The organism is Rhodococcus sp. NPDC055024 (genome assembly GCF_053608585.1).
Genome location: NZ_JBSGVT010000001.1, coordinates 163,781 through 190,581, shown reverse-complemented (window position 1 = coordinate 190,581; position 26,801 = coordinate 163,781). Strand labels below are relative to the sequence as shown.

Genomic DNA, 26,801 nt, shown 5'->3' with positions numbered 1-26,801 from the left:
GAGGGGAGTAAAAGTGCCTACGTCATCACTACGCCGCAATCCTACGGCGGGCTTGACAGTGAAGGTCATTCCACGAAAGGGTGCGCCTGAAAGCGAGGCCGTCACGGCCGCGCTCGTTGCACGTTCGCTACGATTGCTTCGCGACATCGATCCTGTCTTCGACGTCGACTTGTACCAAACAGTAGGCGATGCCCTCCCCGACGGTGCCGGAGTCGAGCAAGCCTTGGCGTCGAATATCCGTCAGATCCTTGTACCTCCGACGGAAAAATCGATCGAAGCCGCATTGATCGAGCGCAGACGATCCCCTGATGCCACCGGCGGTATGTATCCCCTCTCATTGGGACGACATATGACCCTGTATTCACCCGCTGGAGACGTCAAAGTCGTTGTTAGTTTCGGGGGCACCTCAGGGTCCGGCGCATTCGTATGTGCCTTTGCCGACGAATCACTGATTTCGCTGGCATCGAAGCTCGTACAGGGACTAGCCGACATCTGGGACTCGCGTGTCACCGTGCTCTACCGCCGAACCGAATCATCGCCTCAGCGCAACGTACCGGGTGACGCAATCGTGGGCAGTTGCACCTACTTCGGTCCTGAGTTGCCGATCAAGGAAACGCAGCTCCCGCCCAGCGTGGAGGCATTTCCCTACCAGGACGGCACAATCGTCATCCAGAAGAATCTGTCCACGCCGTTAACCGTCGAGGACATCCGAAGCATCCGCGCAGCAGCAGGACTGCCGACCGAACGACCGGAGATTCCTCTACCCAAAGGTTTCAGACGGCTGTGAGCCCTACGTTGGGCGCACTCGGGGCTGCCTGCAGGTAGGGATGGCGCGGACCGACCAGCCTGCCCGCAATTACCGCGCCGCGATCCCGATCCGGCTACGCACCAGCTGATCGACGCTCCGGGTGGAGTGCCACCGCGCGGCATACCCGTCATCGACGGCACAGTTCCACCTGCCGAGCATGATCAACCCTCTGTTCCGTCCGTGAATGAACCTGCACGCCCGGATCCCGCGATTCCGGAACCCTCGCAACCCACTCTTCTCGGCGATCCCGATCGTGGCGGGTGGGAATCACTCTCGACCGGTGGGATTGGCGATCCGGGGTCGAACCCGAGACCCGAGAACTCCACCCCGGAGGTTCCCTCGCCAGGTCGCGTCGAGGAACCGAGTGTGCCGACTCTGCCTGATGTCGGTCAGGTGCCGGTGAATCCGGATGCTCCCGGCGCTCCGCAGCAACCCGGACCACAACTGTTCAATGACAATGATTTGCTGATCAGGACTATGACGATTGCAGAGTGGCTGGAAAGGGCAGGTCGATGAATTCGGATCGTGGCGCGACAGTGATCGGGTATTGGGGCCCTCGGACGCAACCGGTAGAAGACATTGCAGCAGAGGTGTTCTCGTTTCTTCATCGTCTGAGGAACATTGATCCAGCACTTGGACAAGCTTGGGTGTTTTCGCCCGAGACTGCCTTCGAGTCGACCGATCTAAGCGTGGAAGGCCTAGCGAAAATCTTCCGGGCAGCGAAGGATGTCGAAGGGCAATCCGTTGCGGCCTTCGACCTCGGCTACATCGTGAGTTTGTTGCATCCGGACAGATATCAGTTCTTGAGAATCCAATTCTCTCTTGGCCGGAATGTTCCGAGGGTTCCGAATCTCGTCAACGTCACCCTCCCTCCGGAGAAACAAGCAATCGGGGAGGCGTCGCAGTTGCTGACTGCACGCGTCGGGGACGCGATCATGAAAGCGATCATCGAGCATTGGTCGCCGGAGTCTGCGCGGTGGGGGACGCGGGAGTACCGCAATGCGCAGGGAAATGAGGTCAGCGAAATCGAAGTCGGGTGGGAGACATACATCCAGTCCGGGATCGATCTCGATCACAGCAAACTGCCCGTCGTCGCCGCACTGGAGGAACTCCCCAACGGAACGCTGATTCGGTTGGGCGAGAAACCGTTAGACATCAACTTCGACGACATCCTGGCCGTGCGGGAAGCACTGGGTTACCCGGTCTAAGACGCCGCGTGACCGCCGAGCGCTGCTCACGTCGCGACACGTAGTTGAATTGGAGACGATTGCGCATTGGTCGGAAAGGACGGGGCGATGAGCATGTTCGGGCGGCGGCCGACGGTAGCCGGATATTGGGGAACGCGGGTGCAGTCGAGTCAGGAAGTGGCGCAGACGATGCGGGCCTTCCTCGACGATCTGGAAGAGATCGACCCGGAGTTGGCGTTGCCGTGGGTGTACACCAAAAAACTGGACAAAGGCCCCGCGGATCTCAGTGTGGACGGGTTGGTGAAAATCTTCGAGCATTCCCGCTCGAAGGAGATGGGGTATTCGGACACCCCCGGACCGGGGTACAGCATCGGTTTGTCGCCCGAAGACGGGACCGCGCGGCGGATTATCGCCGGGGTCGGCGGCTTAGAAACCAGCGCCCCCAACAGTGTCCGGGTGTCGTTGCCGACGGAGACGCAGCTCACCGACAGCACCCGGCAGCTGCTCGGCCCTGACATCGGAGACGCGATCATGAAAGTTATCATCAAACATTGGAAACCGGATCGAGCCCGGTGGAGCATCGGCGACTACATAGATCTTCAGAAGCGGTCGAAAGCTGAGGTCGAGGTGGGATGGGAAACATACTTCCATTCAGGAGTTACGTTCGATCGCAGCGCGCTGCCCCAATCTGCGGTGGTAGAGGAGCTGCCCACTGACACGTTGATTCGGTTGGGGGACAAGCCAATGGAGGTCGCTGCCGCCGACATCGTGGCGGTGCGGGCGGCGTTGGGTTACCCGCTGTAGGGCAAGGCACTGGTGCGAAATTCACTATTGCATCACACGTCGAGAAATGTGTTAACCGGATGGCCTGCTTCGCCTTTCGATAGTATTGCCAGATGGCATCCCGAACCGACTTGCTCGCGTGGCTCCTCGATTCGGATCCGGCGATTCGGTGGCAGGTGGAGCGCGACCTGCTGAACGAAGCGCCCACTGTGTGGGCGGCGACGCGCGCGTCGATCGCTACCAAAGGATTTGGCGCACGCCTGCTTTCATTGCAGGGTCGAGACGGCCAATGGGCGGGTGGGGCGTTCTTCCCGGCAGAATTCGACTTTGCGGGACCCGAAGCAGCAGAACAAAGTTCGCAACCCTGGACGGCAACAACCTGGACGCTCAACTCATTGCGTGAGTGGGGCCTCGACGCCAGTGTTCTGCGAAAGCGTCGTACCGCAGAACTGCTCGCGGAGAACTGTCGCTGGGAGTACGAGGGCCGGCCGTACTGGGACGGTGAGGTCGATTGCTGCATCAACGCCTGGACGGTGGCAAACGGTGTGTGGCTCGACATGCCCGTTGATGAACTGGCTGATTGGTTTGTGCGGCATCAACTTCCGGATGGTGGGTGGAACTGTGAGTGGATCGAAGGTTCGACCCGATCGTCGTTCCATTCGACGCTCAATTCACTCAAAGGGCTTCTCGCGTACGAGATCGCGACCGGGGGGACAAATGAGACGTGCGCGACTCGACGATCCGGTGAGGAATTCTTGCTGCAGCGCGGTCTGTTCCGGAGACTCTCGACCGGGGAACCGGTGGGGGACTGGATCGGCCGGTTCGCGTACCCGTTCCGGTGGCGTTACAACGTGCTCAACGCAGCCGACTACTTCCGCGAAGCGTCGTTGTCGGATGGAAATGAGCCTGATCCGCGAATAGCGGACGCGATCGAGATGATCCGGGCCGCTCGAGCCTCGGATGGGACGTGGCTCCAGGCCGGTCGCCAACCGGGGCGGGTGTGGTTCGAGGTCGACACAAAGGCGGGGGAGCCGTCGAAGTGGCTGACTTTATCCGGCATCCGAGTGCTCGCCTGGTGGGATCAATCCTCCCCTCTAGGTTCTGCATAACAAAAGAGTTACAGCGAAAGTCATTTCACCTTTAAAGGTTATCGAAAGGTGATCTTCGACCTTCCAGTCGAAATATCCAGTACGGATGAAGAACATATTAACGACAGGATTGCCCTCAGTGCGGTGAAGGTTAATCATCTGAACAGGTGAGAAGATGTTCGGTGAAATTACCTACCCGATTGGATAGGCGGGTCACCGACGTTGGTAATCAAATAAGGCGCTCGCGACTGTCTTGGTTAGGGAGCTAAGTCCCGAGCTGGAAACGGCATTTCTGCTCCGAAAGTGGCGCTCACCTGCGGCTACCTTCCCCATTTTGCAAGACTTAAACCACTTTCGGCGAGAATTAGTCCCGCAATTGTAGGTTGTGGAGCGTCCGCAATGTTTAGGCAAAGTCTCATCTTTTCCCAGAACAATGCTCTACTAAACGTGAAAACCGGATGTTCCCCCGATTTTGCTCAGAAGGTGCAACTATGGGGCGTAGCGTAACTGTCGCAGCGAACCGGAACGTCGCGAATTGCCGCTCTAACCAATGACTTTGTTCAGGTCCGAATAATGCTCGGAGGTCGTCGATGTCGATGGAAATGGTGTTAGCAGAAGCAGTGATAGACAGTGGGGACACGGCGTGGGTGCTGATCTCCGCGGGCCTGGTTCTGTTCATGGTTCCCGGACTCGCGTTCTTCTACGCCGGTCTGGTGCGCGGTAGCAGTGCGCTCGTCATGCTGCAGCAGAACCTCGTCCCACTCGGACTCGTCTCGATTACCTGGGTCGTGTTCGGATACAGCTTCGCGTTCAGTGGAGACTGGGGTTCCGGCTTCCTCGGTGACCTGAAATTGTTCGGCTTGCAGGACATACACACTGCCGCCGCCCCGGGCTTCCACCTGATCGAAGGTGCAGTCGCTGTACCGACTCTGGCGTTCGTGGTCTATCAGATGATGTTTGCGATCATCACGCCCGCGCTGATCACCGGTGCGACCGCAAACCGGCTCAAGCCCTTGGGCTGGGCCGTTCTGCTCGTGCTGTGGTCGATCATCGTCTACCCCCCGATTGCGCACTGGCTCTTCAACCCCGAAGGCTGGTTGGCGCTCCGCGGAGCTCAGGACTGGGCCGGCGGAATTGTCGTCCACGCATCCGCCGGCGCCGCCGCCTTGGCAATCTTGCTGGTGGTTGGTAAACGTCCGGGATGGCCCAACGCCGAGGCAGTCCCTCACTCGGTACCTCTGGCGTTGATCGGCGCAGGCATCCTGTGGTTCGGCTGGTTCGGATTCAACGCAGGCGACGGATTGGCCGCCGATGGTGTTGCGGCACAAGCCTTGATGAACACTCACATCGCCGCAGCGGGCGGCATGGTCGTCTGGCTCGTCATCGAAAGGTATACCGAGGGCAAGGCCACGGCGATCGGTGGAATCACCGGCGCGGTAGCCGGTCTCGCGACCGTCACCCCCTGCGCGGGCTTCGTCAGCACCTTCTCCGCGTTGGCGATCGGCGCGCTTGCCGGACTGGTCTGCCACTTCGCGCTCGCGCTCAAGTCGATCTTCAAGTTCGACGACGCGCTTGACGTCATCGCGGTCCACTTCATCGGCGGCATCCTCGGTTCACTCCTTCTCGGTTTGTTCGGCGAAAAGGCGATCAATTCGATCGGCCGCGACGGACTCTTCTTCGGTGGCGGCGTAGGACTACTCGGCGAGCAGGCGTTGGCGTTGATCGTCGTCATCGCATTCTCGTTCGTGGTGACCTGGCTGATCGCCACGGGCATCGAGAAGACCATCGGTCTCAAGCTGGCTCCGAAAGACCAGGTGGACATCGACCGTCGTCAGCAAGGCATGGACGCGTACCGCTACAACGCCGCATTCGTCGACGCAGGTGGTGCGCCGCAGACCAGCGGGTTCGACTCGGGCGTCCTGGTCGAGGGGGCAAAACTTGTTCCGAACCTCGACGCCCCGAAGCACGAACTCATCACCGCGGTGTTGCAGACCATCGAGTCCGAGAAGCTACGGGAGGCGCTGCTGTCTGCCGGAGCGGAATCGATAGTCGTGTCGGAAGCGCATGTCTCCGCCAGTGATTCGGCCTCACTCAAGTTCCGCGGGCAACGCAACGATGTCGTGTTCACCGAGCGGTTGCGTGTCGAGGTGCTGGTCGCCTCGGAACAAGCCCAAGCGGTTCTGGACGCGATCAACGAGTACTCGGGCGGCAGGAGGAGCGGTTTCGTCCAGCAAGCGGCCGAACCTCTCACCGAAGCGACGGAACAGGGGAGCTGACATGTATTCGACGACAGGGAGTTACCGCATGATCGACAAGGAGCGTTCGGAATGCATCTGACACCGCGAGAACTCGACAAGCTGACAATTCTCATGTTGGCGGATGTCGCTCTGAGGCGAAAGGCCAAGGGGCTCAAGCTCAACCATCCGGAGTCCGTCGCGGTCATCACGGCAGCCGCCCTGGAGGGAGCTCGGGAGGGCAAGACTCTCGAGGAGGTCATGGCCGACGCATCGCACGCCTTGACGGTCGACGACGTGATGGAAGGCGTCGCAGAGATGATCCCGCGCGTGCAGGTCGAGGCGGTGTTCCTCGACGGTAGCCGGCTCGTCACCGTGCACTCTCCGATCCAGTAGCCCGACCGAGATGTCAGGAGCACTCCAAGATGGCAAGCAAATCGACGAAGAAGGATTCCGGCGGCGAGAAGAATGTACCGGTCGGCGGATACGTGTTGCGGGACGAGCCGATCGAACTCAACGAGGGCCGTCCACGTTTGAAGTTGCGAGTCCGAAACACCGGTGACCGTCCCATCCAGGTGGGTTCGCACTACCACTTCATGGAAGTCAATCGCGCGTTGTCCTTCGATCGTGAACAGTCCTTCGGCTGGCGCCTCGACATTCCAGCGGGCACGGCGGTCAGATTCGAGCCGGGCGACGAGAAGGAAGTTACGTTGGTGCCGTTCGGCGGCAAGCAACGGGTTCAAGGCTTCAACGGACTTGTCGACGGTTGGGCGCCGACCCACGCCGCCTACCGTCCTCGGCTTCCCGGAGCCGTCCAGCGTGCCGAACAACTCGGCTTCCTGTCCGAACCTCAAACCGACTGATTCTCGTTCACGGCGGACGAAGGAGAGCAACACCCATGACAAGCATTTCGAGACAAGAGTATTCGGGTCTGTTCGGGGTCACCACGGGTGACCAGATCAGGCTCGGCAACACCGACCTGTATATCGAGGTCGAGGAAGATCTTCGAACGATCGGCGACGAGTCGATCTACGGCGGCGGCAAGACGCTGCGCGACGGCATGGGCCAGGATCCGGAGTCATGCAGCATCGACGGTGCCCTCGACCTCGTGATCACCAACGTGGTCATCGTCGATGCAACCATCGGCGTCGTCAAGGCAGACGTGGGAATCAAGGACGGCAAGATCGTCGGCTGGGGCAAGGCGGGAAACTCCAGCACGATGGAAGGCGTCACCCCGGGGCTGACCACCGGTCCGGCGACCGACGCGATTTCCGGTGAGCAGATGATCCTCACTGCAGCCGGCATCGATCCACACGTTCACCTCGTGTCACCACAGCAGGCGTACCACGCACTCAGTGGGGGAGTGACGACGCTGATCGGTGGTGGTATCGGCCCGACCGACGGAACCAACGGCACCACCATCACTTCCGGTATCTGGAACATGGAGATGATGCTCAAGGCCAACGAGGGTTTGCCGGTCAACGTCTGCATGTTGGGCAAGGGGAACTCGTCCGGGCATCAGTCGCTGGTCGAACAGATCAAGGCCGGTGCGGCCGGTCTGAAGGTCCACGAGGACTGGGGCGCGACACCGGCCACAATTCGTGAGTCTCTGCGGGTGGCAGACGAAATGGACGTTCAGGTCGCCATTCACACGGATACCCTCAACGAGGCCGGATACGTCGAGGACACCATCGCGGCTTTCGAAGGCCGTACGATTCACACCTATCACAGCGAGGGTGCGGGTGGCGGTCACGCACCCGACATTCTGCGAGTGACGGGCGAGGACAACGTACTTCCGGCGTCGACCAATCCGACGTTGCCGTACGGCATCAACACTCAGGCCGAGCTCTTCGACATGATCATGGTCTGTCACAACCTCAATCCCAAAGTGCCCTCGGATGTTTCGTTTGCCGAGTCCCGCGTTCGCGCCGAGACGATCGGTGCCGAGAACGTACTGCAGGACATGGGCGTCATCTCGATGTTCTCGAGTGACTCACAGGCGATGGGCCGGGTTGGAGAAAACTGGCTACGCGCGATCCAAACAGCGGACTGCATGAAGCGGTCCCGCGGCAAGCTGCCCGAGGATTCGCCGACACACGACAACTTCCGCGTGTTGCGCTACGTCGCGAAGGTCACGATCAATCCAGCGTTGACGTTCGGTCTTTCGCATGTGGTCGGGTCGATCGGTGTCGGGAAGATGGCGGATCTTGTTCTCTGGGAGCCCGCATTCTTCGGCGCGAAGCCGAAGACGATCATCAAGAACGGTCTGATCAGCTGGCACGCCATGGGAGATCCGAATGCGTCGCTCCCGACACCACAACCGGTGATCTACCGGCCGATGTTCGGTGGATTCGGCAAGGCGTTGCCGCAGAGTTCGGTCTCGTTCGTCTCGCGAGCGGCGCTCGACGACGGCATCAAGGATCGACTCGGACTCGAACGTCAGGTTGTCGCCGTCGAGGGCACGAGGACGGTCACCAAGCGTGATCTGGTTCGTAACTCGGCTACTCCGGAAATCAAGGTGGACCCGGAGACCTTCGCGGTGACTGCGGACGGCGTCCATGCGTACGTCGAACCCGCCGAATCCATTCGCTTGAACCAACTTTATTTCTTCAGTTAGGGGTCTCCAGTGTCGGGAACTATCACACACACGCACGGCGCCGATGCGGCGCCACACACGCACGGCGAGATGACAGCGCCGAGCGGAAAGCCGACGCGAGTCGACGCGCTTCTCGGGAAGGAGACCGACGAGGAGTGGGCCGGTCGACTCGAAAAGGCTGTAGTGGACGTCTTGTCGCTCGATCAGTGGGAAGCGCAGAAGAGTCGATTGCGACGCACCACGATCGGTGGCCGTGAACTGGCCGTCTCGCTCGATCGTGGTATTCAGTTGCAGGACGGCGACATTCTGCTGTGGGACGAGCCGGCGAACACCGTCGTCGTGGCGAGGATCAACCTCAAGGACGTGTTGGAGATCGACCTGAGCGCACTGGTCGACGTCACGCCCGAGAAAATGATTCAGACGTGTTTGGAGTTGGGACATGCCGTGGGTAACCAGCACTGGCCTGCGGTGGTGAAGGGAATGAAGGTCTACGTTCCGTTGACCGTCGACAAGGCAGTCATGGGCTCGGTGATGCGGACACATGCTTTCGAGGGCATCGAGTACACCTTCATCCCGGGCGCCGAGGTCATTCCCTACATCGCTCCACACGAGGCACGCCGTTTGTTCGGTGCGGCCGCGCGTGAGGGCGAGGGGCATACCCATGACCCTCTCGTCTGAGGGATCTGGGCTCAGCATCAACCGCGCGATGCGGATGATGCAGTTTTCCGATTCCATGTTCCCGGTCGGTTCCTTCTCGTTCTCCAACGGTTTGGAATCGGCCGTGGCGCAAGGAATTGTCACGGGTGGTCCGTCGCTACGGGAGTTTGTGCTCTCGGCCACCCATCAGGGCGCGACGTGCGACGGTATCGCCGTACTCGCGGCGCACCGGGGTGCGGCAGCCGGTGATTTCTCGGCGATCCTCGCGGCCGATCATGCAGTGATCGAACGCAAACTCAACGAAGAAGCACGCACGATGAGTACCCGCATGGGTAAGAAATTGGCCGAACTCGGTGGGCGCTTGGCCGGTGAGACCCTGTTCAACAAGTGGTTGGCCGCGATCGCATCGGGGGAGACGCCGGGTACCTACCCCGTCGGCCTCGGAATTGCGTTCGCGGAGATGGGTTCCCCGGAAGAGGACGCTTTCACGGTCAATCAGTACGGTGTCGCGATGACGTTGCTCGGCGCTGCCCTTCGCATCGTCCGAGTCGATCACCTCGCGACACAGGAGATTCTGTTCGAGGTCAATCAGACCGCCGGCCGTGAGTACGACGCAGTGCGTGACTACGGACTCGACGACATGTCCAATTTCGCCCCGATGATCGACATTCTGGCTGCGGTGCACGTCAAGGCGCACGTCCGAATGTTCATGAACTAGAAGGAGAACGATGAAGAAGACAACGCGCATCGGAATCGGCGGACCCGTGGGTTCGGGTAAGACCGCGCTCATCGAGGCGATCACACCGGAGTTCATCAAGCGGGGCACCAGCGTTCTGATCATCACCAACGACGTGGTCACCACCGAAGATGCCAAGCATGTGCGCAAGGCTCTCAAAGGTGTTCTCGTGGAGGAACGTATCGTCGGCGTCGAGACTGGTGCTTGTCCACACACCGCCGTCCGCGAAGACCCGAGTATGAATCTCGCGGCGGTCGAGGACATGGAGAAGACGTTCCCGGACACCGATGTGGTGTTCATCGAAAGTGGCGGCGACAATCTGACTCTGACATTCAGTCCGGCTCTCGTCGACTTCTTCATCTATGTCATCGATGTGGCCGCAGGCGACAAGATTCCGCGCAAGAACGGTCCGGGAATCTCGCAGTCCGACATCCTGGTCATCAACAAGACCGACCTCGCACCGTACGTCAACGCAGATCTCGGCGTCATGGATCGCGACTCCAAGGGAATGCGCGGCGACAAGCCGTTCGTCTTCACCAATTGCATGACCGGGGAAGGCATCAAGGAAGTGGTAGACCTCATCGTGCACGGAGTCCTCTTCGACGAAGAGGAAGTGGGAGCGAGCGTACCGTGAGTGCACCGCCCGTCCCGGGAGCATCGCGGTCGCTCCCGGGGCCGATCCCGACCATCCCGGAACTCGATCAGTACCAGGACCAGCCGAAGCAGGCGCCGGCCGGCAAGGTCGGTAAGACCGGCGTTCTCGAGATGCGATTTGTCGACCGCGGCGACAAGACGATTCTGCGGGACATGTACCGCAAGACACCGCTGCTGGTTCAGCAGGCGCTGTACTGGGACGAAGCGTTGCCGACCATGCCGTGCGTCTACATGATCTCGACGTCCGGCAGTGTGCTGCAAGGCGATCGGTTGTTCCTGACCATCGAAATGGAACCGGGTTCCCTCGCGCACGTAACCACTCAGTCAGCCACGAAAGTCCACCGGATGGATGCCAATCACGCGTCGCAACTCCAGAAAGTGGTGCTGGCCGAGAATTCGTATCTCGAACTGATGCCGGGAGTGACGATCCCACACCGCAACGCGAGGTACTACGCGCGCACCGACATCACAGTGGATCCGACTGCAACGCTGTTGTTGTCGGAGATCGTGATGCCGGGTCGCAAGTATCACGACGGCGGAGAGATGTTCGTCTACGACCTGTACTCCACATTGATCAAGGCGAAGCGTCCGGACGGGAAGAATCTCTTCACCGAGAAGTTGGTGATCGAACCGGCACGCTTCCCCGTGCGATACCGCGGAATCATGGGTGACCACGACGTGTTCGGCAATGTCATCCTGCTGACACCGAAGGAGCACGCCGATGCCATTCTCGAGGAGATAGTTCCGGGCCGTGACGGCAAGGTCGTTTCCGGAGCGAGTCGGCTACCGAACGACGCCGGTCTCATCTTCAAAGTCCTCGGTCCCGAGAGCGAACCCGTCAAGGCGAAGGTTCGTGATTTCTGGGCTCTGGTACGAAAGGTAGTTCTGGACACCACCATTCCGCCCGTCCCACTCTGGGGATGACGCGGATCGCCGGATATGGATCGAGGGACGTGCGATGACCACCATCACCAAACCCTGGGACGACGTCGCGGACAAGAACGTCGTGCTCAGATTCATCGACACGAATCTCAAAGGCTCCGGACAGGTGATGTTCCAGGGCAATGCGCTGACCGGCCTGCTGTTTCTGGTCGGCATCTTCTGGGGCGCGATAGCCGCGGACACGATCACCGTCGCAATCGGTGCCGTGGTGGGTCTGGTGGTATCCACCGTCACCGGCATGATGCTGCACTCCGACGACGATTCGATGCGCATCGGCCTGTATGGATACAACGGAATCCTTGTGGGAGCTGCTTTTCCGACTTTCCTTGCCGGTGGCGTGATGCTGTGGATCTACCTCGTGGTGGGAGCTGCTGCGTCGACCATCGCGTTCCTGGCTGTCGCCAATGTCTTCAAGACCTGGGGCGTACCGGCGCTGACCTTTCCGTTCAACCTCGTCAACTGGTTCTTCCTTCTTGCGGCGTTCCAGTTCCTGCGGATCGAAACGTCGGACCTCAGCGCGGGCCAGTTTCCTCAGCACATCGGGGACGCGTCGGCCCATGCCGACATCACCTTCAGCTTTCTGTGGGACACGCTGTTCCGCAACGTGTCCCAGATATTCCTGATCAACAACACCATTACCGGAATCATCTTCGTGATCGCGCTGCTGGTCGCGTCGCGTTGGGCGGCGGTGTTCGCGCTCATCGGTTCGGCGATAGCGATGGGTTCGGTACTGGCGCTGGGCGCAAACACCGTCGACATCGGCAATGGTCTCTACGGGCTCAGTTCGGTGCTCACGGCAATCGCCCTGGGCTCGGTGTTCTACAACCCGTCGTGGCGCGTGTTCGTCTACACGGTCTTCGGAGTGCTGGTGACTGTTGTCATCCACGGCACCCTGGTATCTGCCTTCGCTCCGATCGGTCTGCCGGCGGGCACCGGTCCGTTCGTCTTCGCGACGTGGCTGTTCCTGTTGCCGAAGAAGAAGTTCGTTCCTGTCCAGCACGACACCATCGAGGGTGGAGCGGCCGAGGGCAAGGACTCGATCGCGAAGGCGAACGGATAGAAAGCTGATTGGCGAGGCGCCCGTACGCTGGGGCATGCGATGAGTACATCTATTCGCCCTGCCGCCACCGTCGAACAGAAAGCATCCACATGACAGACGCCAGCGCCCCTCGCATTCATCTCGGTCCTGTCGAGGATCCTCACCTTGCCGACGGGATTCGCCGAGCCGGTGGAGTTCTCGTTCCACTCGCAGAGGCGGAGGGTGTCGTGTGGGCAGACGGGCCGGACACGTTCCCGTCGTCGCTACCCGATTCGGTTCACTGGGTGCAGTTACCGTTCGCCGGTATCGAGCCATGGTTCGACGCCGGCGTGATCGACGAGAAGCGGGTCTGGACATCCGCTGCCGGAGCGTACGCGGGCAACGTGGCCGAGCATGCGATGATGCTCCTGCTCGCCGGAGTACGCTCTCTCCCCGAACAATTGGCGGCACGGTCGTGGCGCAAGGAGGAGTTCGACCCGCGCGTGGGCACCTTGCAGGGCTCGACCGTGGCGATCATCGGTTGCGGCGGAATCGGCCGGGCATTGATCCCGTACCTCGCCGCATCCAAGGTCAAGGTCATCGCGATCACCCGCTCGGGCACTCCCGTCGAGGGTGCTGCAGAAACGCTCTCGGCCGACCGTACCGGTGAAATCTGGTCCACGGCAGATCACTTCGTCATCGCAGCGCCGTCGACATCCGCGACGCGGCATCTGGTCGGCAAGGCCGAACTGGACCAGATGTCGGAGTCGAGCTGGATCGTGAACATCGCACGCGGCAACCTCGTCGACACGGACGCGCTGGTCGATGCTCTCGAAGCTGGTTCGATCGGCGGTGCAGCACTGGACGTCACCGACCCCGAGCCGCTGCCGGACGGGCACCGGTTGTGGAAGCTCCCCAACGCGATCATCACTCCGCACGTCGCCAACCCGGCTACGACGCTCACTCGTGTGCTGGCAGATCACGTGGCTGCCAACGTCGCTCGATTCGCTGCGGGTGAGGACCTTGCTGCGGTAATCGACCCGTCGGCGGGCTACTGAACTGACAGAACGCGCAGATCCTCGAGACCGTCCACGACGGGAACTCTCCACGAAGCAAGCTCTTCCGGTCCCTGCTCGTCCCACAGTTCGAACAGTTCCGAATCGGTCGATGCGATGGTGCGCTCCACCATTTCGATCAGCCAGGTGAGCCGTTCACTGGTCAGGGCCGAGGTGAAGGAGTCGAGATCGAGGTCTTGGGCGGCAGGGTCGCGCTTGCGATCGGCGCGCACGATCAGCACCAATTCGAGCAAGGCGACGGCGATTTGGCCGCCGTCGACCTCGAGGTAGTCGTCTTCGAATGCCCACTCCACCGATTCGAAGGTGAAATCACCGTGCCCGATGGACACGATCAAATCCCCTGCACCGTCGTTCTCGAACGGTCCCGATCCCCACGCGCCCACTGTCTGCTCTTTTCCGATTGCGGTCTCAGCGCGCTTCGAGCGCGATCTTCGCTCCGAATCCTAGAAGAACTGTTCCGGTTATGCGCTCCAGTGCCTGTCGCACTCGGGGCTTCTCGAAGGTGCTACGTGCCCGCGAGAGAAGGACGACGTAGCCGCTGAGCCACACGATGGTGATGGCTGCGTGGATGAGCACCAGCAGTGCAAGCGACGGTCCTGTGGGCCATCCGGCCGGAACCAACTGTGGCAACAGTCCGGTGTAGAAGACGGCGATCTTGGGGTTGAGCAGGTTGGTGGTGAAGCCCGTCTTCCACGTTCCGGCTTTCTGCGACCGTGGAGTGCCGACATCGTGTTGCATGCGCGAAGACCGGCTCTCCCACAGTGCTCGTACCCCGAGATAGATCAGATAGGCGGCGCCCGCGAGCTTGACGACGGTGTAAGCCTCGGCGGATGCGGCCAGGATCGCTGAAAGCCCGAGAACGGTCAGCAGCCCCCACACGAGGAGGCCGGAGACTATGCCGGCCGCAACCCGGAATCCGGCGGATCTTCCGGCGCCGAGCGCAGCCTGCGTCACGACGGCCATGTCCGGCCCGGGGACCAGAGTCAGTAGGGCGAGCACAGCTGTGGCAGCGAGCAGAGCGGTCAGCATGCAACAAGTATGAAGTCGGGGTGGGGAGCGTTGTCGGCCGGTGGTGTCGTGCCTGTGAACAAAGAATGGCGCGGTGGTGTGAACTGCGTGGACACGCCCGGAAACCGGCGTCTCGCGAGCCCTGTTCGACAAAGTTATACACACTGTGGGGAAACGGATCGTTGCAGGTAGGAGGAATAACTCTGTTGTAATTCATCCTTTTGTCCACAGGTTATGCACAACTGGGAAGTGGATGTGAATGAAGTTATCCACACCTGTGTGTGCATCGGTGGAGAACTGTCCAACTCCATTGGATACCCGCGAGTAATAAATCCCAACCAGTGGGTTGACCCCGGGACGTTCGTCCTGTCCAATCGAGGGTTAGCGATAGTCGTGCGATGCTCAGGGGGCGCTTGACGGATGCGGAGATTTGGGTTTGTCGGAATTGTGTTGGTCGTGCTCGCGCTTGTTGTGGGCGGAGTGGCGTCTGCCGAACCGGCGCCTGAAAATCCACCAGGAGATCCGGCCGGTCAGACCGGCGCCCACATCAATCGCATAGAGCGGTTGTCGCCCACTCGCAGTGCCGTGTTCGTCGATTCGCCGGCGATGCGGCGCGAGGTGCAAGTGCAGGTTCTGCATCCCGCGACCGACGCCGGCGCGCGTCCGTCCTTCTACCTACTCGACGGCGTCAGCGCCGGTTCGGAATCCGGATACTCCGAGAGCACTTGGACCCAGAAGACCGACATCGAAACATTCTTTGCCGACAAGAACGTCAACGTCGTTCTCCCCGTAGGCGGTACCGGCAGTTTCTACACCAACTGGAAGAACGACGATCCGAATCTCGGCGTGAACAAGTGGGAATCGTTTCTCGCCGAGGAGCTTCCGGCATTGATCGATTCGGCGTTCTCCGGAAACGGGACGAACGTGGTCGGTGGGGTGTCCATGGGTGCGCTCGGCGCGGCCAACCTCATCACTCATCATCCGAAGCTTTACACCGGATTAGCCTCGTACAGTGGCTGTCTCGACAACTCCGAGTCGTCCTCGCAGGATTCCGTGCGGCTTACCGTGGCCAGCAAGGCCGGCGATGCCACCAACATGTGGGGCCCGGCATCGGACCCCGACTGGCAAAAGCACGACCCGTCCACCAATGCGGAAATGCTGCGCGGGAAAACGATCTATGTTTCCTCGGGCACGGGTGCGCCCGGAGAATACGACAATATCTTCACCCTGAGCGGCCTGCAGACTGCCATCGAAGGCGGACCGCTCGAGGCGCTCGCGAACACCTGCACACAGCTGTTCGAAGCGAAGTTGGGGGAACTGTCGATTCCCGCAGTGTTCGCCTATCGGAACGACGGCACCCATTCATGGCCGTACTGGCAAGACGCGCTTCACGATTCCTGGCCGACGGTGAAGACGGCGCTGGGAATGTGAACTGAGAGTTACTCGGCCAGTGCCAGTTCGAGCAACTGGAGTGCGCCGTCACGGGTCTGTGCAGCTGCGATGAACCCGGCCTTGTGGCAGAACACCGAACTGTCGACGCCCGTCTCGGCGGCAAGATCCGAGCCGTTGAGGCCGCGCCACTGCTCCGGCAACAGCTTTCGTGAACCGAATTTGGAGTCGGCGGGCTTCACTGTCTGAATCGACCAGCCGCCGTTGGTGTTCGGGAAGATCGTGAACAGCAGTTCCGGTTGGGCCGATGCGGCGCGGCCGTGGGGAACGAAACGTTCCAACACGACGAAGCGCGGATCCGTTGCCTTCTCGTAGGTCTCGGTGAACTCGCGTTCGGCGGCCGCGTCGCCGGCGTACTTGGCGCGCAGGCGAATCAAGACCTGAGTTGCGAGAACGACGGCCAGCTCGAACTGGGTGTCGAACTCCTCGTCGGTGGACGAGATGGGGTTGAACAGGTCCAGCACGGACGACAGATCAAAAGGCTTGGTGCCGTAGTCGTTGAGGGTGTAGATCTCTTGGCCGTTGTCGACGGCGTCGATGCCCTCGACCAGTCGGCTGTCGATACGGCGGAACACGGAGGCGTCGCCTTCACAGAACTGCAGGCCGTATTCCTGCCAGAGCAGACCGAAGGCGGAGTACAGGATGCCGTTGCTGCGCTCGCCGGCATCACGCTGGTGATGGTCGAAGCGGCCCTCGGCCGGGTTGTAGCGACCGCCGACGTCGAGCACGATGTCGGCGCTGTCGAGGACGTCCTCGTCACGGCTGCGAACGACGGTGGCGTCGGGGTACAGCTGCTTGAGCAGCGATACGCCGAAGACGTCGTCTGCATGGAACTTGCCGTTATGGGTCGCGATGATCACCCGTCGAGACTAGGCAATCGAGCGCGGGGATGCCTAGTCAGCCGATGGTGCGGATGCGGTCGGTGGCAGGTGGCGAGACCGGTGACCCGGCTGCGAACAGGGCCGTCAAGGCGTCGAGGTCGTTGCCCGCGCCGGTCATCTGGGTGGAGTTCTTCAGGGCGGTGAAGCCATCGCCGCCCTCGGCGAGGAACTTGTTCACCACGATGCTGTAGACGGCGTCGGGTGCGATGTCCTGCCCGTTCAAGCGCATTTCCGAGATACGCGCACCCGGCGCTGCCCGCCGGTCCAGGGCGTAGGTGAAGCCCGCGGACGGGGAGAGGATGCGCTCGGTACCGGTGCCGTCGACGTCGATTTGGAATTGCTGTTCGAGAGCGTCCTTCAGCACCGCTCCTGTGACGGAGAGCACCTCGAGGCTGTTGCCGAAGGGTTGCACACTGTAAGCCTGGCGGTAGGTGATCTGGCCGGAAGTGCCGAAGTCCAAGTCCTCGCGCATGCCGCCGGGGTTCGTCAACGCGAGTTGAGCGCCTCGTGTCGATCCGGCTGCGAGTTGAGCATCGGCGACCAGGTTGCCGAGTGTGGATTCACCGCTGGGTACCCGGTCCCGGGTCAGATCGGCGGTGATGGTCCCCACCGGCCGCTGAGCGCTTTCCGACGCCTCCGACCAGGCGCGATCGGCGAGAGCCTGAATATCAGGATCCGGCGAAATATCGTGTGTCACTATCTGATTGAAAGCGGACGTCTGATCTCGAACGACCTCGCGGGTGTTGCGATCGATCGTCACATCTGCGACGGACACGATCCGGCCGTGCGAAGCGCCCTGCATCACGACTCTGGGATTGCCTGCGGGATCAGGGAATTCGCAGTTGTACTGCTGGTGGCTGTCGGCGGTGAAGATGACGTCCACCTTGGGTGATGCGCGTAAGGCGATGTCGCGGGCCGGCCCGGACTCGACGTTGCAGTCGTTCGGCCCGCCCTCGACAGCAGGTTCGTCCCCACGGTGCAGGAGGACGGTGATGGCTTTGACACCGAAGAAGTCGAGGACGTCGGCGGTGCGGTTGATCGCTTCGACCTCGTCGCCGAACTGCAGATCGGCGATCCCGCCAGGGGTGACGATCTGCGACGTGTTGGCGGGGGAAATTGCGATGACTCCGAGCGGAATGCCGTCGACCATGTTCACGGTGAACGGCAGCGTGGCCGGAGCGCCGTTGGTGTACGTCATGTTCGCGGCCATCAGCGGGAAGTTGGCGCCGTCGAAGGACGGGCTGAACGTGCATGCGTCGACGGCGGAGCAACCACCGGATTGCATGCGGCGGAACTCGGCTAGCCCTTTGTCCAACTCGTGGTTGCCGATGGCGGAAGCGTCGATCTTCATCCGGTTCAGGAGTTCGACCGTCGGTTCGTCGTTGAACATCGCCGACTCGAGCGCCGACGATCCCCAGTTGTCACCGACGGAATACAGCAGCGAGTTAGTGGCTTGGCTGCGAAGTTGCGTCACGTAGGCCGCGAGATACGCCGCGCCACCTGCGGGAGTGAGCGAGCCGTCGGCCTGCCTGATCTCGCTGCGAACACCTTCCGGCGGGCGGAGGCTGCCGTGCAGATCGTTGAAGGCCAACAAGCGGACCGACACCGTGTCCTGCGACTGGGCAGTGGCGACGCCACTCAGGGAGGTCGCGGTGGTGGCGAGAAGGGTCGTTGCGAGCACGGCACACGTTCGTGTCATGCGTCGCGTCATGCGTCGTGCTCCCTCACTCGGACCGGCCTCGAACCTCCCTGAGTGTGCCCGTCCGCCGAAACGAATTCCAGTCCTCGGCGTAACAGTTATGTATCGAGTGTCACGCGGTGACGCCGATGCCCGCCGCCTGCTTCGCGACGGCAGTGTTCGCGAAAGCGAGGAACGCGTCGTTCTCGTGCGGGTCGCCGATGGTCATCCGGACGCCCTCGACGCCGTACTGACGGATCAGAATGCCCGCTTCGGTACTCGCCTCGGCAAAACCGGGAGAGAGCTCTCCGAGGGGGAGATAGACGAAGTTCGCCGACGACTCGGGGACGGTGTAGCCGGCTTCGATCAGAGCGGTCCGAACTCGCGTCCGCTCGGCGATGACACCTTCGGTGCGGGCAAGCAGTTCGTCTGCTGCAGCCAGGGATGCGATCGCGGCGGCCTGCGCGACAGCGCTCACGGTGAACGGGGTGTGCACCTTGCCGAGGGCCACGATGATCTCCGGATCCGCGACCGCGTAACCCACGCGGATTCCCGCGAGGCCGTACGCCTTCGAGAAGGTGCGCAGAACAACCACGTTGGGGCGACTGCGGAACAGTTCGATGCCGTCGGCGTCCGAGCGTGAGTACTCGAAGTACGCCTCGTCGAGTGCGACGACGACGTGCGTCGGGACAGCGTCGAGGAAGCTCTCGAGCTCTGCCTTCGACAGTGCATTGCCGGTCGGGTTGTTGGGGTTGCACACGAAGATCAACCGCGTGCGGTCGGTGATCGCGGCCAGCATCGCGTCGAGGTCGTGGCCGAAGTCCTCGGTGAGCGGAACCTTGACCGAGACGGCGTGGCCGACCTGGGCGACCACGGGGTACGCCTCGAACGAACGCCACGCGTAGATGACTTCGTCACCCTGATCGCACGTGATCTGCACGAGTTCCTGGCACAGCGTCACGGAGCCACAACCAGCGGCGACGTTGGCAGGCTCGACTTTCAGGAAGCTGGCCAGCGCCTCGATGAGGGCGACCGCAGCGTTGTCCGGGTAGCGGTTGGCATTGGCGACCGCGTCGGCGACGGCGTCACGCACACCGGGCAACGGCCCTACTGTCGTTTCGTTGCTCGCCAGCTTGATCGCACCCGGAAAATTGCGTCCGGGAACGTAGGCGGGGATGGAGGCGAGGTCAGGGCGAATGTGTGCGGTCACGAGTCGATTATGCGCGCACTGATTTGGTGCGTTGCGGCCGTCTGCGTGTCACAGTTGGAAGATGTCGGAAATCTTCCGGGCCACCGCATATCTGCGCGGAGCCGAAGGGGAGGTCGCCACGGCTGTTCCACTGACGGTGGTGGAGCCGGACGGCCCGACACGAGGCGCAATCGTCGTGCTGCACGAAGCCCGGCAGTTCAGCCCGGCTCTGCTGAATCTGATGTGCGCACTCGCCGGCGAAGGGTGGGTGAGCGTCGCACCACACCTGTTCCATCGCGAACCCGAGCACATGCAGGGCGAGGTGTTCGGTGACAACCTCTTCGCCGACTTCGACGCGACCCTCGATTGGCTCGTCGCGCGCGACGTTCTCGCCGACACCATCGGGGTGCTCGGGTTCGACGACGCCGGGACTGCCGCGATGCTCGTAGCCACCAGCCGTCCCGTTGGCGCCGCGGTGAGTGTCGCCGCGCGGGGAATCGTCGAAGCCTTGTCGGTGGACGCTCAGGCGCTTGTCGACGCGGCCACGTTCCTGCAGGCGCCGTGGCTGGCTCTGTACGGGGAGGACGATCCCAGCACGCCTCGCGAACACGTGACGCTGCTCCGGGAAGCGACCGCGAAGGCCGACGTCGCGACGCTGGTGGTCAGTTACGCCGGACTGGCTCACCGGGCGGACGAGCCGCCACACCTGTCCGAGGACGCCGACGTCGACGACCCGGGCTCGGCGTCGATCATCGAAGCTCAGACCCGGATCTTCGACTGGTTCGACAGCCACCTGCGGTAAGTCGACAAAACAGGGCGCTGACCACACGTTTTGCCTTTGGTGGCGAAGGGTGTGTAATCTTTCGATCCGGCGGTCCGAAAGGATCGGAACCCCCAGGGAGGCGTGCCAGAGCGGCCGAATGGGACTCACTGCTAATGAGTTGTCCCTTTTACGAGGGACCGGAGGTTCAAATCCTCTCGCCTCCGCCAAGCCGGTGATTTTGACCGGCGGGTTAGAAATGATAGAAAGTACGACGGCAAGACACGCAAGATCAGCAAGACAATAGAACATGCGCCCGTAGCTCAACGGATAGAGCACTTGACTACGGATCAAGAGGTTAGGGGTTCGAATCCCTTCGGGCGCACAAGAAAGAAGGCCACGGACTCACAGTCCGTGGCCTTCTTTTTGTTTTGGCGCGTTCGTAATCTTGGAATGTGCGTGACGTCACCCCGGCGGATTTCGATCCCCGCAACCTATGCTTTCTCCGGAGCAACCGCGCGAACCGAGGAGAACCGTTGGAGACCGTCGACAGTCGGACGCTCCCCGTCTACTCGGCTGGGGCGGTCGAGGTGCCCTTCGTCATCGCGGGCATGGACGAACTCGTTTCCCGCGAGACCCGGTGGGAAGCGCACTCGCATCCGACCCACGAGTTGTTGTGGAACGAGCGGGGAGCGTCGACCGCCACGGTGGGATCGCGCACGTGGACGATCACCCCGACCGTCGGTCTGTGGATGCCCGCCGGCGTCCTGCACTCGGCGATCGCCCCCGCGGGCACCTGGTATCGGGCCGCTCAGCTCGATATCGCGTCAGTTCCTTCTCTGTCCGACGTGCCGGTGGCGATCGAGGTAACTCCGCTGCTGCGGAATCTCCTCGAGCGACTGGCAGACGATTCACTCGTAGCCTCTTCGCGCTCGCTCACGGAGCAGATGGTGATCGACGTGCTGGCACCGTCGCCGAACGAGTTGCTGGTGCTGGTGCCGGACTCGGCGCTGCTGCAACCCATCGTCGATGCGATCGGTGACGATCCGAGTGACATGCGAACGCTGTCCGACTGGGCCCGAACGCTCGGTGTCAGCCCGCGAACCATTACCCGGGTATTTCGGTCGGAGACCGGGATGAGTTTCGGGCAGTGGGTGTCAGCGGTGCGTGCCCAACGGGCGGTAACCCTTCTTGCGCACGGTTTGAATCTGCAGGAGGTCGCCGAGCGCGTGGGCTACCACTCGACAAGCGCGTTCGGGGCGGCATTCCGACGCACTACAGGGGCTACACCAGGGATGTTCCGGGCCAGCTGATCGGCCGTCGCACCTTGTCTCGATCGCTACATGGGGTGTCCCAAACACGCGATTGCGCCACAATGCCCTCCCGTATACGGTTTAGGCAAACCTCACCTAAGTGCCTGATTGAGCCGGGTTGAGGGCCGTACCCCTTCTCGAGAGAGTTCTGTTTTCATGCGTTCAAAACGCTTCTTGGCGGTGGCCGCAGCAGTGGTCGCAGTCGCCCTCGGCATGACAGCTTGCAGTTCCGACTCCTCAGAGACCGCCGACGGCGGCAGCGCTGGAAGCGGATCCAATTCCTTCCCGGTCACGATCGAGCACGCTTTCGGAACTACGACGGTCAACGCCAAGCCGGAGCGAGTTGCCACCGTCGCCTGGGCCAATCACGAAGTGCCCCTTGCTCTTGGTGTGGTTCCTGTCGGTATGGCCGCCGCGACTTTCGGCGACGACAACGGCAACGGAATGCTGCCGTGGGTCGAGGAAAAGCTCGACGACCTCGGCGCGAAGCCGCCGGTGCTCTTCGACGAGACCGACGGCATCGACTTCGAAGCCGTCTCCGATACGAACCCCGACGTCATTCTTGCCGCGTACTCCGGATTGACGCAGGAGGACTACGACACCCTCAGCGAGATTGCTCCGGTCGTGGCATACCCCGAGGGGCCGTGGGCGACGTCGTGGCGCGACGTCATCAAGTTCAACAGCATGGGCCTCGGCATGGAATCCGAAGGGCAGGAACTGATCTCCACCATCGAGAAGGAGATCGCCGACGAGGTTGCCTCGCATCCGCAGCTTGCCGGCAAGGCAACCATGTTCCTCACGCACGTCGACACCGCTGATCTGAGCCAGGTCAGCTTCTACACGGCGAACGACACGCGCGCCGCGTTCTTCGAGGACCTCGGACTTTCGACGCCGAAGAGCGTTGCCGACGCCTCGACGGGTGGTGAGTTCTCGAAGAAGGTCAGTGCCGAGCGTGTGGACGTCTTCGACGACGTCGAACTGATCGTCACCTACGGTGACCAGGCACTTGTCGACGCACTCAAGGCTGACCCGCTCCTCTCGCAGATGCCTGCCGTCGCCAACAACTCGATCGTGTTCCTCAATGGGACCGGGCCGATGGGAACGGCGGCCAACCCGACTCCACTCGCAATTTCGTGGGTACTCGGCGACTACGTCGATCTGCTCGCCGGGGCTGCTGGAAAGTCGGAGTGACTGTAACCTCGCAGGATTCGACGTCGGGCGCTCGCGATACGCGGCGCCCGACGTTCGGCAATTCCCTGTGGCTGATCGCCCTTCTCGTTGTCCTCGCGGTGCTCATGTGCGCTTCGATCGTCATCGGCTCTCGTGAGGTCGACTGGTCCGATATCGTTGCCGCACTCGGCGGTTCAACGGACAACATCGGTCAGGGTGCGATTGCCAAGCGCATTCCGCGGACGGTGCTCGCGATCATCGTGGGTGCTGCGCTCGGTCTTGCCGGCGCAGTGATGCAGGGGATTACCCGAAACCCTTTGGCGGATCCCGGAATCCTGGGCGTCAACATGGGCGCTTCGCTCGCCGTGGTGATCGGAATGGCGTGGTTCGGACTGTGGACCCAGACCAGCATGATCTGGGTGGCCGTACTCGGTGCAGCCGGGGCGGCATTGTTCGTCTACGTGGTCGGGTCACTCGGGCGAGGTGGAGCCACCCCACTCAAGTTGGCTCTCGCCGGGGCCGCAACATCGGCTGCGTTTGCTTCGTTCATCACTGCGATCATGCTGCCGCGAAACGATATTGCGGGCAACATTCGTTCGTGGCAGATCGGCGGCGTCGGTGGCGCGAGTTTCGAGGTGATCCGGCAGGGTCTGCCTTTCCTCATTGTCGGCTTCGTGATCTGTCTGCTGTCAGCGCGTAGTCTCAACTCTCTTGCGCTCGGCGACGAGGTTGCATCAGGTCTCGGCGAACGCGTCGCGGTGGTTCGTGCAGTGGCAGCGCTCGGTGCAGTGCTGCTCTGCGGTGCAGCCACTGCCATCGCGGGACCGATCGGCTTCGTCGGTTTGGTTGTCCCGCATCTGTGCCGGTTGCTGATCGGTATCGACAACCGTTGGCTGCTACCGTTTTCTGCGCTGACAGGTGCCGCCCTTCTGGTCGCCGCCGACATTCTCGGACGAATTGTCGCGCGGCCGAGCGAAATCGACGTCGGCATCATCACCGCGCTCATCGGAGCGCCCTTCTTCATTTACATAGTCCGCCGTCAGAAAATACGTGAGCTGTGACCACTACATTCGTTACTCCCGAAGTCGAGGTCGACGCAGTCGGAGCAAGCCGTATCCGACGAGGTAGACGCCGCCGCATCGTGATTGCCGTGCTAGCGGCCCTCGTCGTCGCCTCGTTCGCGGTCACGTTGATGGTAGGAAAAACCTTCTACCCGCCGTCGGATGTGCTTCGTGTCGTGTTGGGGGAGAACGTACCTGGTGCCTCGTTCACCGTCGGCCGCCTCCGGCTGCCTCGCGCTGTCCTCGCTGTGGTCGCCGGAATCTGTTTCGGCTTGGGCGGCATCACGTTCCAGACGATGCTGCGCAACCCGCTCGCGAGCCCCGACATCATCGGGATCAGCTCGGGCGCAAGCGCTGCAGCGGCTTTCGCGATCATCTCGCTTTCGCTCGGCGGCTCGCAGGTCTCGATCTTCGCCATCGCTGTCGGTCTGGGCGTCGCAGTCTTGATCTACGTTCTGTCCTTCCGGGACGGTGTGGCGGGCACTCGGCTGATTCTGATCGGTATCGGCATCGCCGCGATGCTCGACAGCGTCACCGCCTACCTGCTCAGTACCGCCGCCGCGTGGGATCTGCAGGAGACGATGCGCTGGCTCACCGGCAGTCTCAACGGTGCCAATTGGGGTCCGACGGTTCCCGTGCTCCTGGCGTTGGTCGTCCTCGGACCGGTGCTCATGAGCCAATCGCGCAACCTTTCGACCATCCAGCTCGGCGACGACGCAGCGCAAGCCCTCGGCGTCAGAGTGGAACGAACGCGCATTCTGTCGATCATTGCGGCCGTCGGACTCATCGCCTTTGCCACTGCCGCTGCGGGGCCCATCGCCTTCGTGGCATTTCTGTCCGGCCCCATCGCCGCCCGCATCGTCGGTCCGGGTACTTCACTGTTGATCCCCTCTGCGCTGGTCGGGGCGCTACTGGTACTTGTCGCCGACTTCTGCGGCCAGTACGCCTTCGGCACCCGCTACCCCGTTGGCGTAGTGACCGGCGCGCTGGGAGCGCCGTATCTCGTCTACCTCATCATTCGTTCCAACCGCACGGGAGGTTCGCTGTGACCGAATCCCATACTCTGACTGTCGAAAACCTCGAACTCGGTTACGGAGGACGGACCGTCGTCGAATCGCTCGACCTCAGCGTGCCACCGGGAAAGATCACGACCATCGTCGGGGCAAACGCCTGCGGGAAGTCGACCCTGCTCCGGTCGATGTCGCGTCTGCTCACGCCGCGTAGTGGCCACGTTCTGTTGGATGGCAAGGATGTTCATCGTCTGCCCGCGAAGAAGCTCGCCCGCACGCTCGGTCTGCTGCCGCAGTCACCGATCGCACCGGAAGGCATTGTTGTCGCCGATCTCGTCGGCCGTGGTCGTCATCCACATCAGCGGGTGCTCTCGAGGTGGAGCCGCGAGGACGATGTAGCTGTCGCCGAGGCGCTTGCGGCAACGGACACAACCGAATTGGCCGAACGATCGGTGGACGAGCTTTCCGGTGGTCAGCGCCAACGTGTGTGGATTGCGATGGCGCTGGCCCAACAAACCGATCTACTTCTTCTCGACGAGCCGACCACCTTCCTGGACGTGAGCCATCAAGTGGAGGTGCTGGACCTGCTGACCGACCTGAACCGGACTCGGGGTACAACGATTGTCATGGTTCTGCATGATCTCAATCTCGCCGCCCGCTACGCCGACTATCTCGTCGCCATGGCCGATCGTAGGGTCTACGCGGCGGGTGATCCAGGCGAGGTGCTCACCAGCGACAACGTCCGTACCGTGTTCGGTCTCGAGAGCCGAATCATCCCTGACCCCATCTCGGGTAAGCCGTTGGTGTTGCCGCTCGGGCGCCACCACGTCCTCGACGACGTGTTGACATGACGGAGCCGAACATTTCGAATGGACGCGTTGAGTCCTTGGAGCAACTCAATGCGATTCTCGGACAGCCGCATCCGTCGATCATGGAGAAGCACACCGACTACACGACGCCGTTGATTCGTGAATTCATCGAGCAGGCAAGGTTTTTTGTGCTCGCGACGTCCGATGCGGCCGGCAATTGTGATTGCTCGCCGCGTGGGGACTTGATCAGTCAGGTGCTCTTCCCCGACGAGAAGACCCTCGTGCTCCCGGATCGCCCGGGCAATCGGCGTGCCGACTCGTACCGAAACATGATCGAGAATCCTCACGTCGGGATTCTCTTTCTCGCACCTGGCCACGACGAGATCGTGCGCATCAATGGCGTGGCGACGCTGACGACCGATCCTGATCTGCTGAAGTCGATGGCGATGAACGGCAAGCCGGCGCAGCTTGCGGTGATCGTGCGGATCGACGAGGCGTATCTCCATTGCGCGAGAGCAATCCTGCGGGCGAAGTTGTGGGATCCGTCGACGTGGCCCAATTCCGATGACGTACCGAGTCTGCGCGACATGATGGCCGAGCAGCACAGCCTGCGCGTCGATGATCTCGAACCCGCCAGACAAGAGGCGTACCGCAAGCACCTGTACTGAACGCAGATTTGTCACCTATGTCCGAT

28 protein-coding genes and 2 tRNA genes are annotated in these 26,801 nt (G+C 61.7%); 25 read left to right on the top strand and 5 right to left on the bottom strand.

What is annotated here, in order from left to right; all coding sequences use genetic code 11:
• Positions 1-13 precede the first annotated feature (13 nt).
• The 15 genes from ACWF6P_RS00915 to ACWF6P_RS00845 all read left to right on the top strand — a co-directional run bounded on the left by ACWF6P_RS00915 (position 14) and on the right by ACWF6P_RS00845 (position 13,761).
• Positions 14-787 (top strand): hypothetical protein, encoded by a 774-nt coding sequence (locus tag ACWF6P_RS00915; protein ID WP_452619631.1) that lies wholly within the window; start codon positions 14-16, stop codon positions 785-787.
• A gap of 201 nt (positions 788-988) precedes the next feature.
• Positions 989-1,324, top strand: a complete 336-nt coding sequence (locus ACWF6P_RS00910) for a hypothetical protein (protein WP_452619630.1) — start codon at positions 989-991, stop codon at positions 1,322-1,324.
• Positions 1,321-2,016: an Imm52 family immunity protein gene (locus ACWF6P_RS00905; RefSeq protein ID WP_452619629.1), complete on the top strand. Its 696-nt coding sequence runs from the start codon at positions 1,321-1,323 to the stop codon at positions 2,014-2,016. The genes ACWF6P_RS00910 and ACWF6P_RS00905 overlap by 4 nt, the downstream gene beginning before the upstream one ends.
• An 87-nt stretch (positions 2,017-2,103) precedes the next feature.
• Positions 2,104-2,799, top strand: coding sequence for an Imm52 family immunity protein (locus tag ACWF6P_RS00900; protein WP_452619628.1), 696 nt, complete (start codon positions 2,104-2,106; stop codon positions 2,797-2,799).
• A 92-nt stretch (positions 2,800-2,891) separates the two neighbouring features.
• The gene (locus tag ACWF6P_RS00895) at positions 2,892-3,887 is read left to right on the top strand and encodes a squalene cyclase (protein ID WP_452619627.1); all 996 of its coding nucleotides are present in this window, start codon (positions 2,892-2,894) and stop codon (positions 3,885-3,887) included.
• 575 nt (positions 3,888-4,462) lie between these two features.
• A complete protein-coding gene (gene amt / locus ACWF6P_RS00890) occupies positions 4,463-6,142 on the top strand; it encodes an ammonium transporter (RefSeq protein ID WP_452619626.1) in 1,680 nt (559 codons plus the stop codon).
• A 51-nt stretch (positions 6,143-6,193) separates the two neighbouring features.
• Complete coding sequence (locus ACWF6P_RS00885) at positions 6,194-6,496, top strand: urease subunit gamma (RefSeq protein ID WP_003943837.1); 303 nt, start codon at positions 6,194-6,196, stop codon at positions 6,494-6,496.
• 29 nt (positions 6,497-6,525) lie between these two features.
• Entirely contained in the window at positions 6,526-6,963 is a 438-nt protein-coding gene (locus ACWF6P_RS00880) for an urease subunit beta (RefSeq protein ID WP_452619625.1), read from the top strand.
• Positions 6,964-6,998: 35 nt separating this feature from the next.
• Entirely contained in the window at positions 6,999-8,717 is a 1,719-nt protein-coding gene (locus tag ACWF6P_RS00875) for an urease subunit alpha (protein ID WP_003943847.1), read from the top strand.
• A gap of 9 nt (positions 8,718-8,726) precedes the next feature.
• Positions 8,727-9,374, top strand: coding sequence for an urease accessory protein UreE (gene ureE, locus ACWF6P_RS00870; protein WP_378445595.1), 648 nt, complete (start codon positions 8,727-8,729; stop codon positions 9,372-9,374).
• Positions 9,358-10,071 carry an urease accessory protein UreF gene (locus ACWF6P_RS00865; protein ID WP_387387007.1) on the top strand — a complete coding sequence of 238 codons (714 nt, stop codon included), beginning with the start codon at positions 9,358-9,360 and terminating at the stop codon, positions 10,069-10,071. Before ureE ends, ACWF6P_RS00865 begins: the two co-directional genes overlap by 17 nt.
• Positions 10,072-10,081: 10 nt before the next feature.
• Positions 10,082-10,723: an urease accessory protein UreG gene (ureG, locus tag ACWF6P_RS00860; protein ID WP_003943822.1), complete on the top strand. Its 642-nt coding sequence runs from the start codon at positions 10,082-10,084 to the stop codon at positions 10,721-10,723.
• Complete coding sequence (locus ACWF6P_RS00855; RefSeq protein ID WP_452619624.1) at positions 10,720-11,667, top strand: urease accessory protein UreD; 948 nt, start codon at positions 10,720-10,722, stop codon at positions 11,665-11,667. Before ureG ends, ACWF6P_RS00855 begins: the two co-directional genes overlap by 4 nt.
• A gap of 34 nt (positions 11,668-11,701) precedes the next feature.
• A complete protein-coding gene (gene yut, locus ACWF6P_RS00850; protein WP_378633806.1) occupies positions 11,702-12,745 on the top strand; it encodes an urea transporter in 1,044 nt (347 codons plus the stop codon).
• 89 nt (positions 12,746-12,834) lie between these two features.
• Complete coding sequence (locus ACWF6P_RS00845; RefSeq protein ID WP_452619623.1) at positions 12,835-13,761, top strand: D-isomer specific 2-hydroxyacid dehydrogenase family protein; 927 nt, start codon at positions 12,835-12,837, stop codon at positions 13,759-13,761.
• Here the strand turns inward: ACWF6P_RS00845 and ACWF6P_RS00840 are convergent.
• Both ACWF6P_RS00840 and ACWF6P_RS00835 read right to left on the bottom strand, forming a co-directional pair.
• Entirely contained in the window at positions 13,755-14,162 is a 408-nt protein-coding gene (locus tag ACWF6P_RS00840) for a DUF4259 domain-containing protein (RefSeq protein ID WP_378540686.1), read from the bottom strand. The genes ACWF6P_RS00845 and ACWF6P_RS00840 overlap by 7 nt on opposite strands.
• A gap of 25 nt (positions 14,163-14,187) precedes the next feature.
• On the bottom strand, positions 14,188-14,808 hold the full coding sequence (locus ACWF6P_RS00835) for a LysE family translocator (protein WP_378536672.1): 621 nt from the start codon (positions 14,806-14,808) through the stop codon (positions 14,188-14,190).
• Between the two features lie 426 nt (positions 14,809-15,234).
• Between ACWF6P_RS00835 and ACWF6P_RS00830 the strand changes: the two genes are divergently transcribed.
• On the top strand, positions 15,235-16,218 hold the full coding sequence (locus ACWF6P_RS00830; protein ID WP_452620422.1) for an alpha/beta hydrolase: 984 nt from the start codon (positions 15,235-15,237) through the stop codon (positions 16,216-16,218).
• Between the two features lie 8 nt (positions 16,219-16,226).
• On the opposite strand, the gene ACWF6P_RS00825 is transcribed toward ACWF6P_RS00830, so the two are convergent.
• The 3 genes from ACWF6P_RS00825 to hisC form a co-directional block, all read right to left on the bottom strand.
• Positions 16,227-17,096, bottom strand: coding sequence for an MYG1 family protein (locus ACWF6P_RS00825; protein WP_452619622.1), 870 nt, complete (start codon positions 17,094-17,096; stop codon positions 16,227-16,229).
• A gap of 37 nt (positions 17,097-17,133) precedes the next feature.
• On the bottom strand, positions 17,134-18,828 hold the full coding sequence (locus tag ACWF6P_RS00820) for a bifunctional metallophosphatase/5'-nucleotidase (protein ID WP_378633838.1): 1,695 nt from the start codon (positions 18,826-18,828) through the stop codon (positions 17,134-17,136).
• A gap of 100 nt (positions 18,829-18,928) precedes the next feature.
• A complete protein-coding gene (hisC, locus tag ACWF6P_RS00815) occupies positions 18,929-20,005 on the bottom strand; it encodes a histidinol-phosphate transaminase (RefSeq protein ID WP_452619621.1) in 1,077 nt (358 codons plus the stop codon).
• A 61-nt stretch (positions 20,006-20,066) separates the two neighbouring features.
• Here hisC and ACWF6P_RS00810 point away from each other — a divergent pair, with 61 nt between their 5' ends.
• From ACWF6P_RS00810 to ACWF6P_RS00770, 9 genes are all read left to right on the top strand, one after another.
• Positions 20,067-20,786, top strand: a complete 720-nt coding sequence (locus ACWF6P_RS00810; protein ID WP_452619620.1) for a dienelactone hydrolase family protein — start codon at positions 20,067-20,069, stop codon at positions 20,784-20,786.
• Positions 20,787-20,882: 96 nt separating this feature from the next.
• A tRNA-Ser gene (locus ACWF6P_RS00805) sits at positions 20,883-20,974 on the top strand.
• 82 nt (positions 20,975-21,056) lie between these two features.
• A tRNA-Arg gene (locus ACWF6P_RS00800) sits at positions 21,057-21,129 on the top strand.
• A 151-nt stretch (positions 21,130-21,280) separates the two neighbouring features.
• On the top strand, positions 21,281-22,057 hold the full coding sequence (locus ACWF6P_RS00795) for a helix-turn-helix domain-containing protein (protein WP_452619619.1): 777 nt from the start codon (positions 21,281-21,283) through the stop codon (positions 22,055-22,057).
• Positions 22,058-22,213: 156 nt separating this feature from the next.
• The gene (locus ACWF6P_RS00790; RefSeq protein ID WP_452619618.1) at positions 22,214-23,248 is read left to right on the top strand and encodes an iron-siderophore ABC transporter substrate-binding protein; all 1,035 of its coding nucleotides are present in this window, start codon (positions 22,214-22,216) and stop codon (positions 23,246-23,248) included.
• Positions 23,245-24,288, top strand: coding sequence for a FecCD family ABC transporter permease (locus ACWF6P_RS00785; protein ID WP_283377557.1), 1,044 nt, complete (start codon positions 23,245-23,247; stop codon positions 24,286-24,288). Before ACWF6P_RS00790 ends, ACWF6P_RS00785 begins: the two co-directional genes overlap by 4 nt.
• The gene (locus tag ACWF6P_RS00780) at positions 24,285-25,337 is read left to right on the top strand and encodes a FecCD family ABC transporter permease (protein WP_452619617.1); all 1,053 of its coding nucleotides are present in this window, start codon (positions 24,285-24,287) and stop codon (positions 25,335-25,337) included. Before ACWF6P_RS00785 ends, ACWF6P_RS00780 begins: the two co-directional genes overlap by 4 nt.
• Positions 25,334-26,149 carry an ABC transporter ATP-binding protein gene (locus ACWF6P_RS00775; protein WP_452619616.1) on the top strand — a complete coding sequence of 272 codons (816 nt, stop codon included), beginning with the start codon at positions 25,334-25,336 and terminating at the stop codon, positions 26,147-26,149. The genes ACWF6P_RS00780 and ACWF6P_RS00775 overlap by 4 nt, the downstream gene beginning before the upstream one ends.
• Complete coding sequence (locus tag ACWF6P_RS00770) at positions 26,146-26,775, top strand: pyridoxamine 5'-phosphate oxidase family protein (RefSeq protein WP_452619615.1); 630 nt, start codon at positions 26,146-26,148, stop codon at positions 26,773-26,775. The genes ACWF6P_RS00775 and ACWF6P_RS00770 overlap by 4 nt, the downstream gene beginning before the upstream one ends.
• Positions 26,776-26,801: the final 26 nt, after the last annotated feature.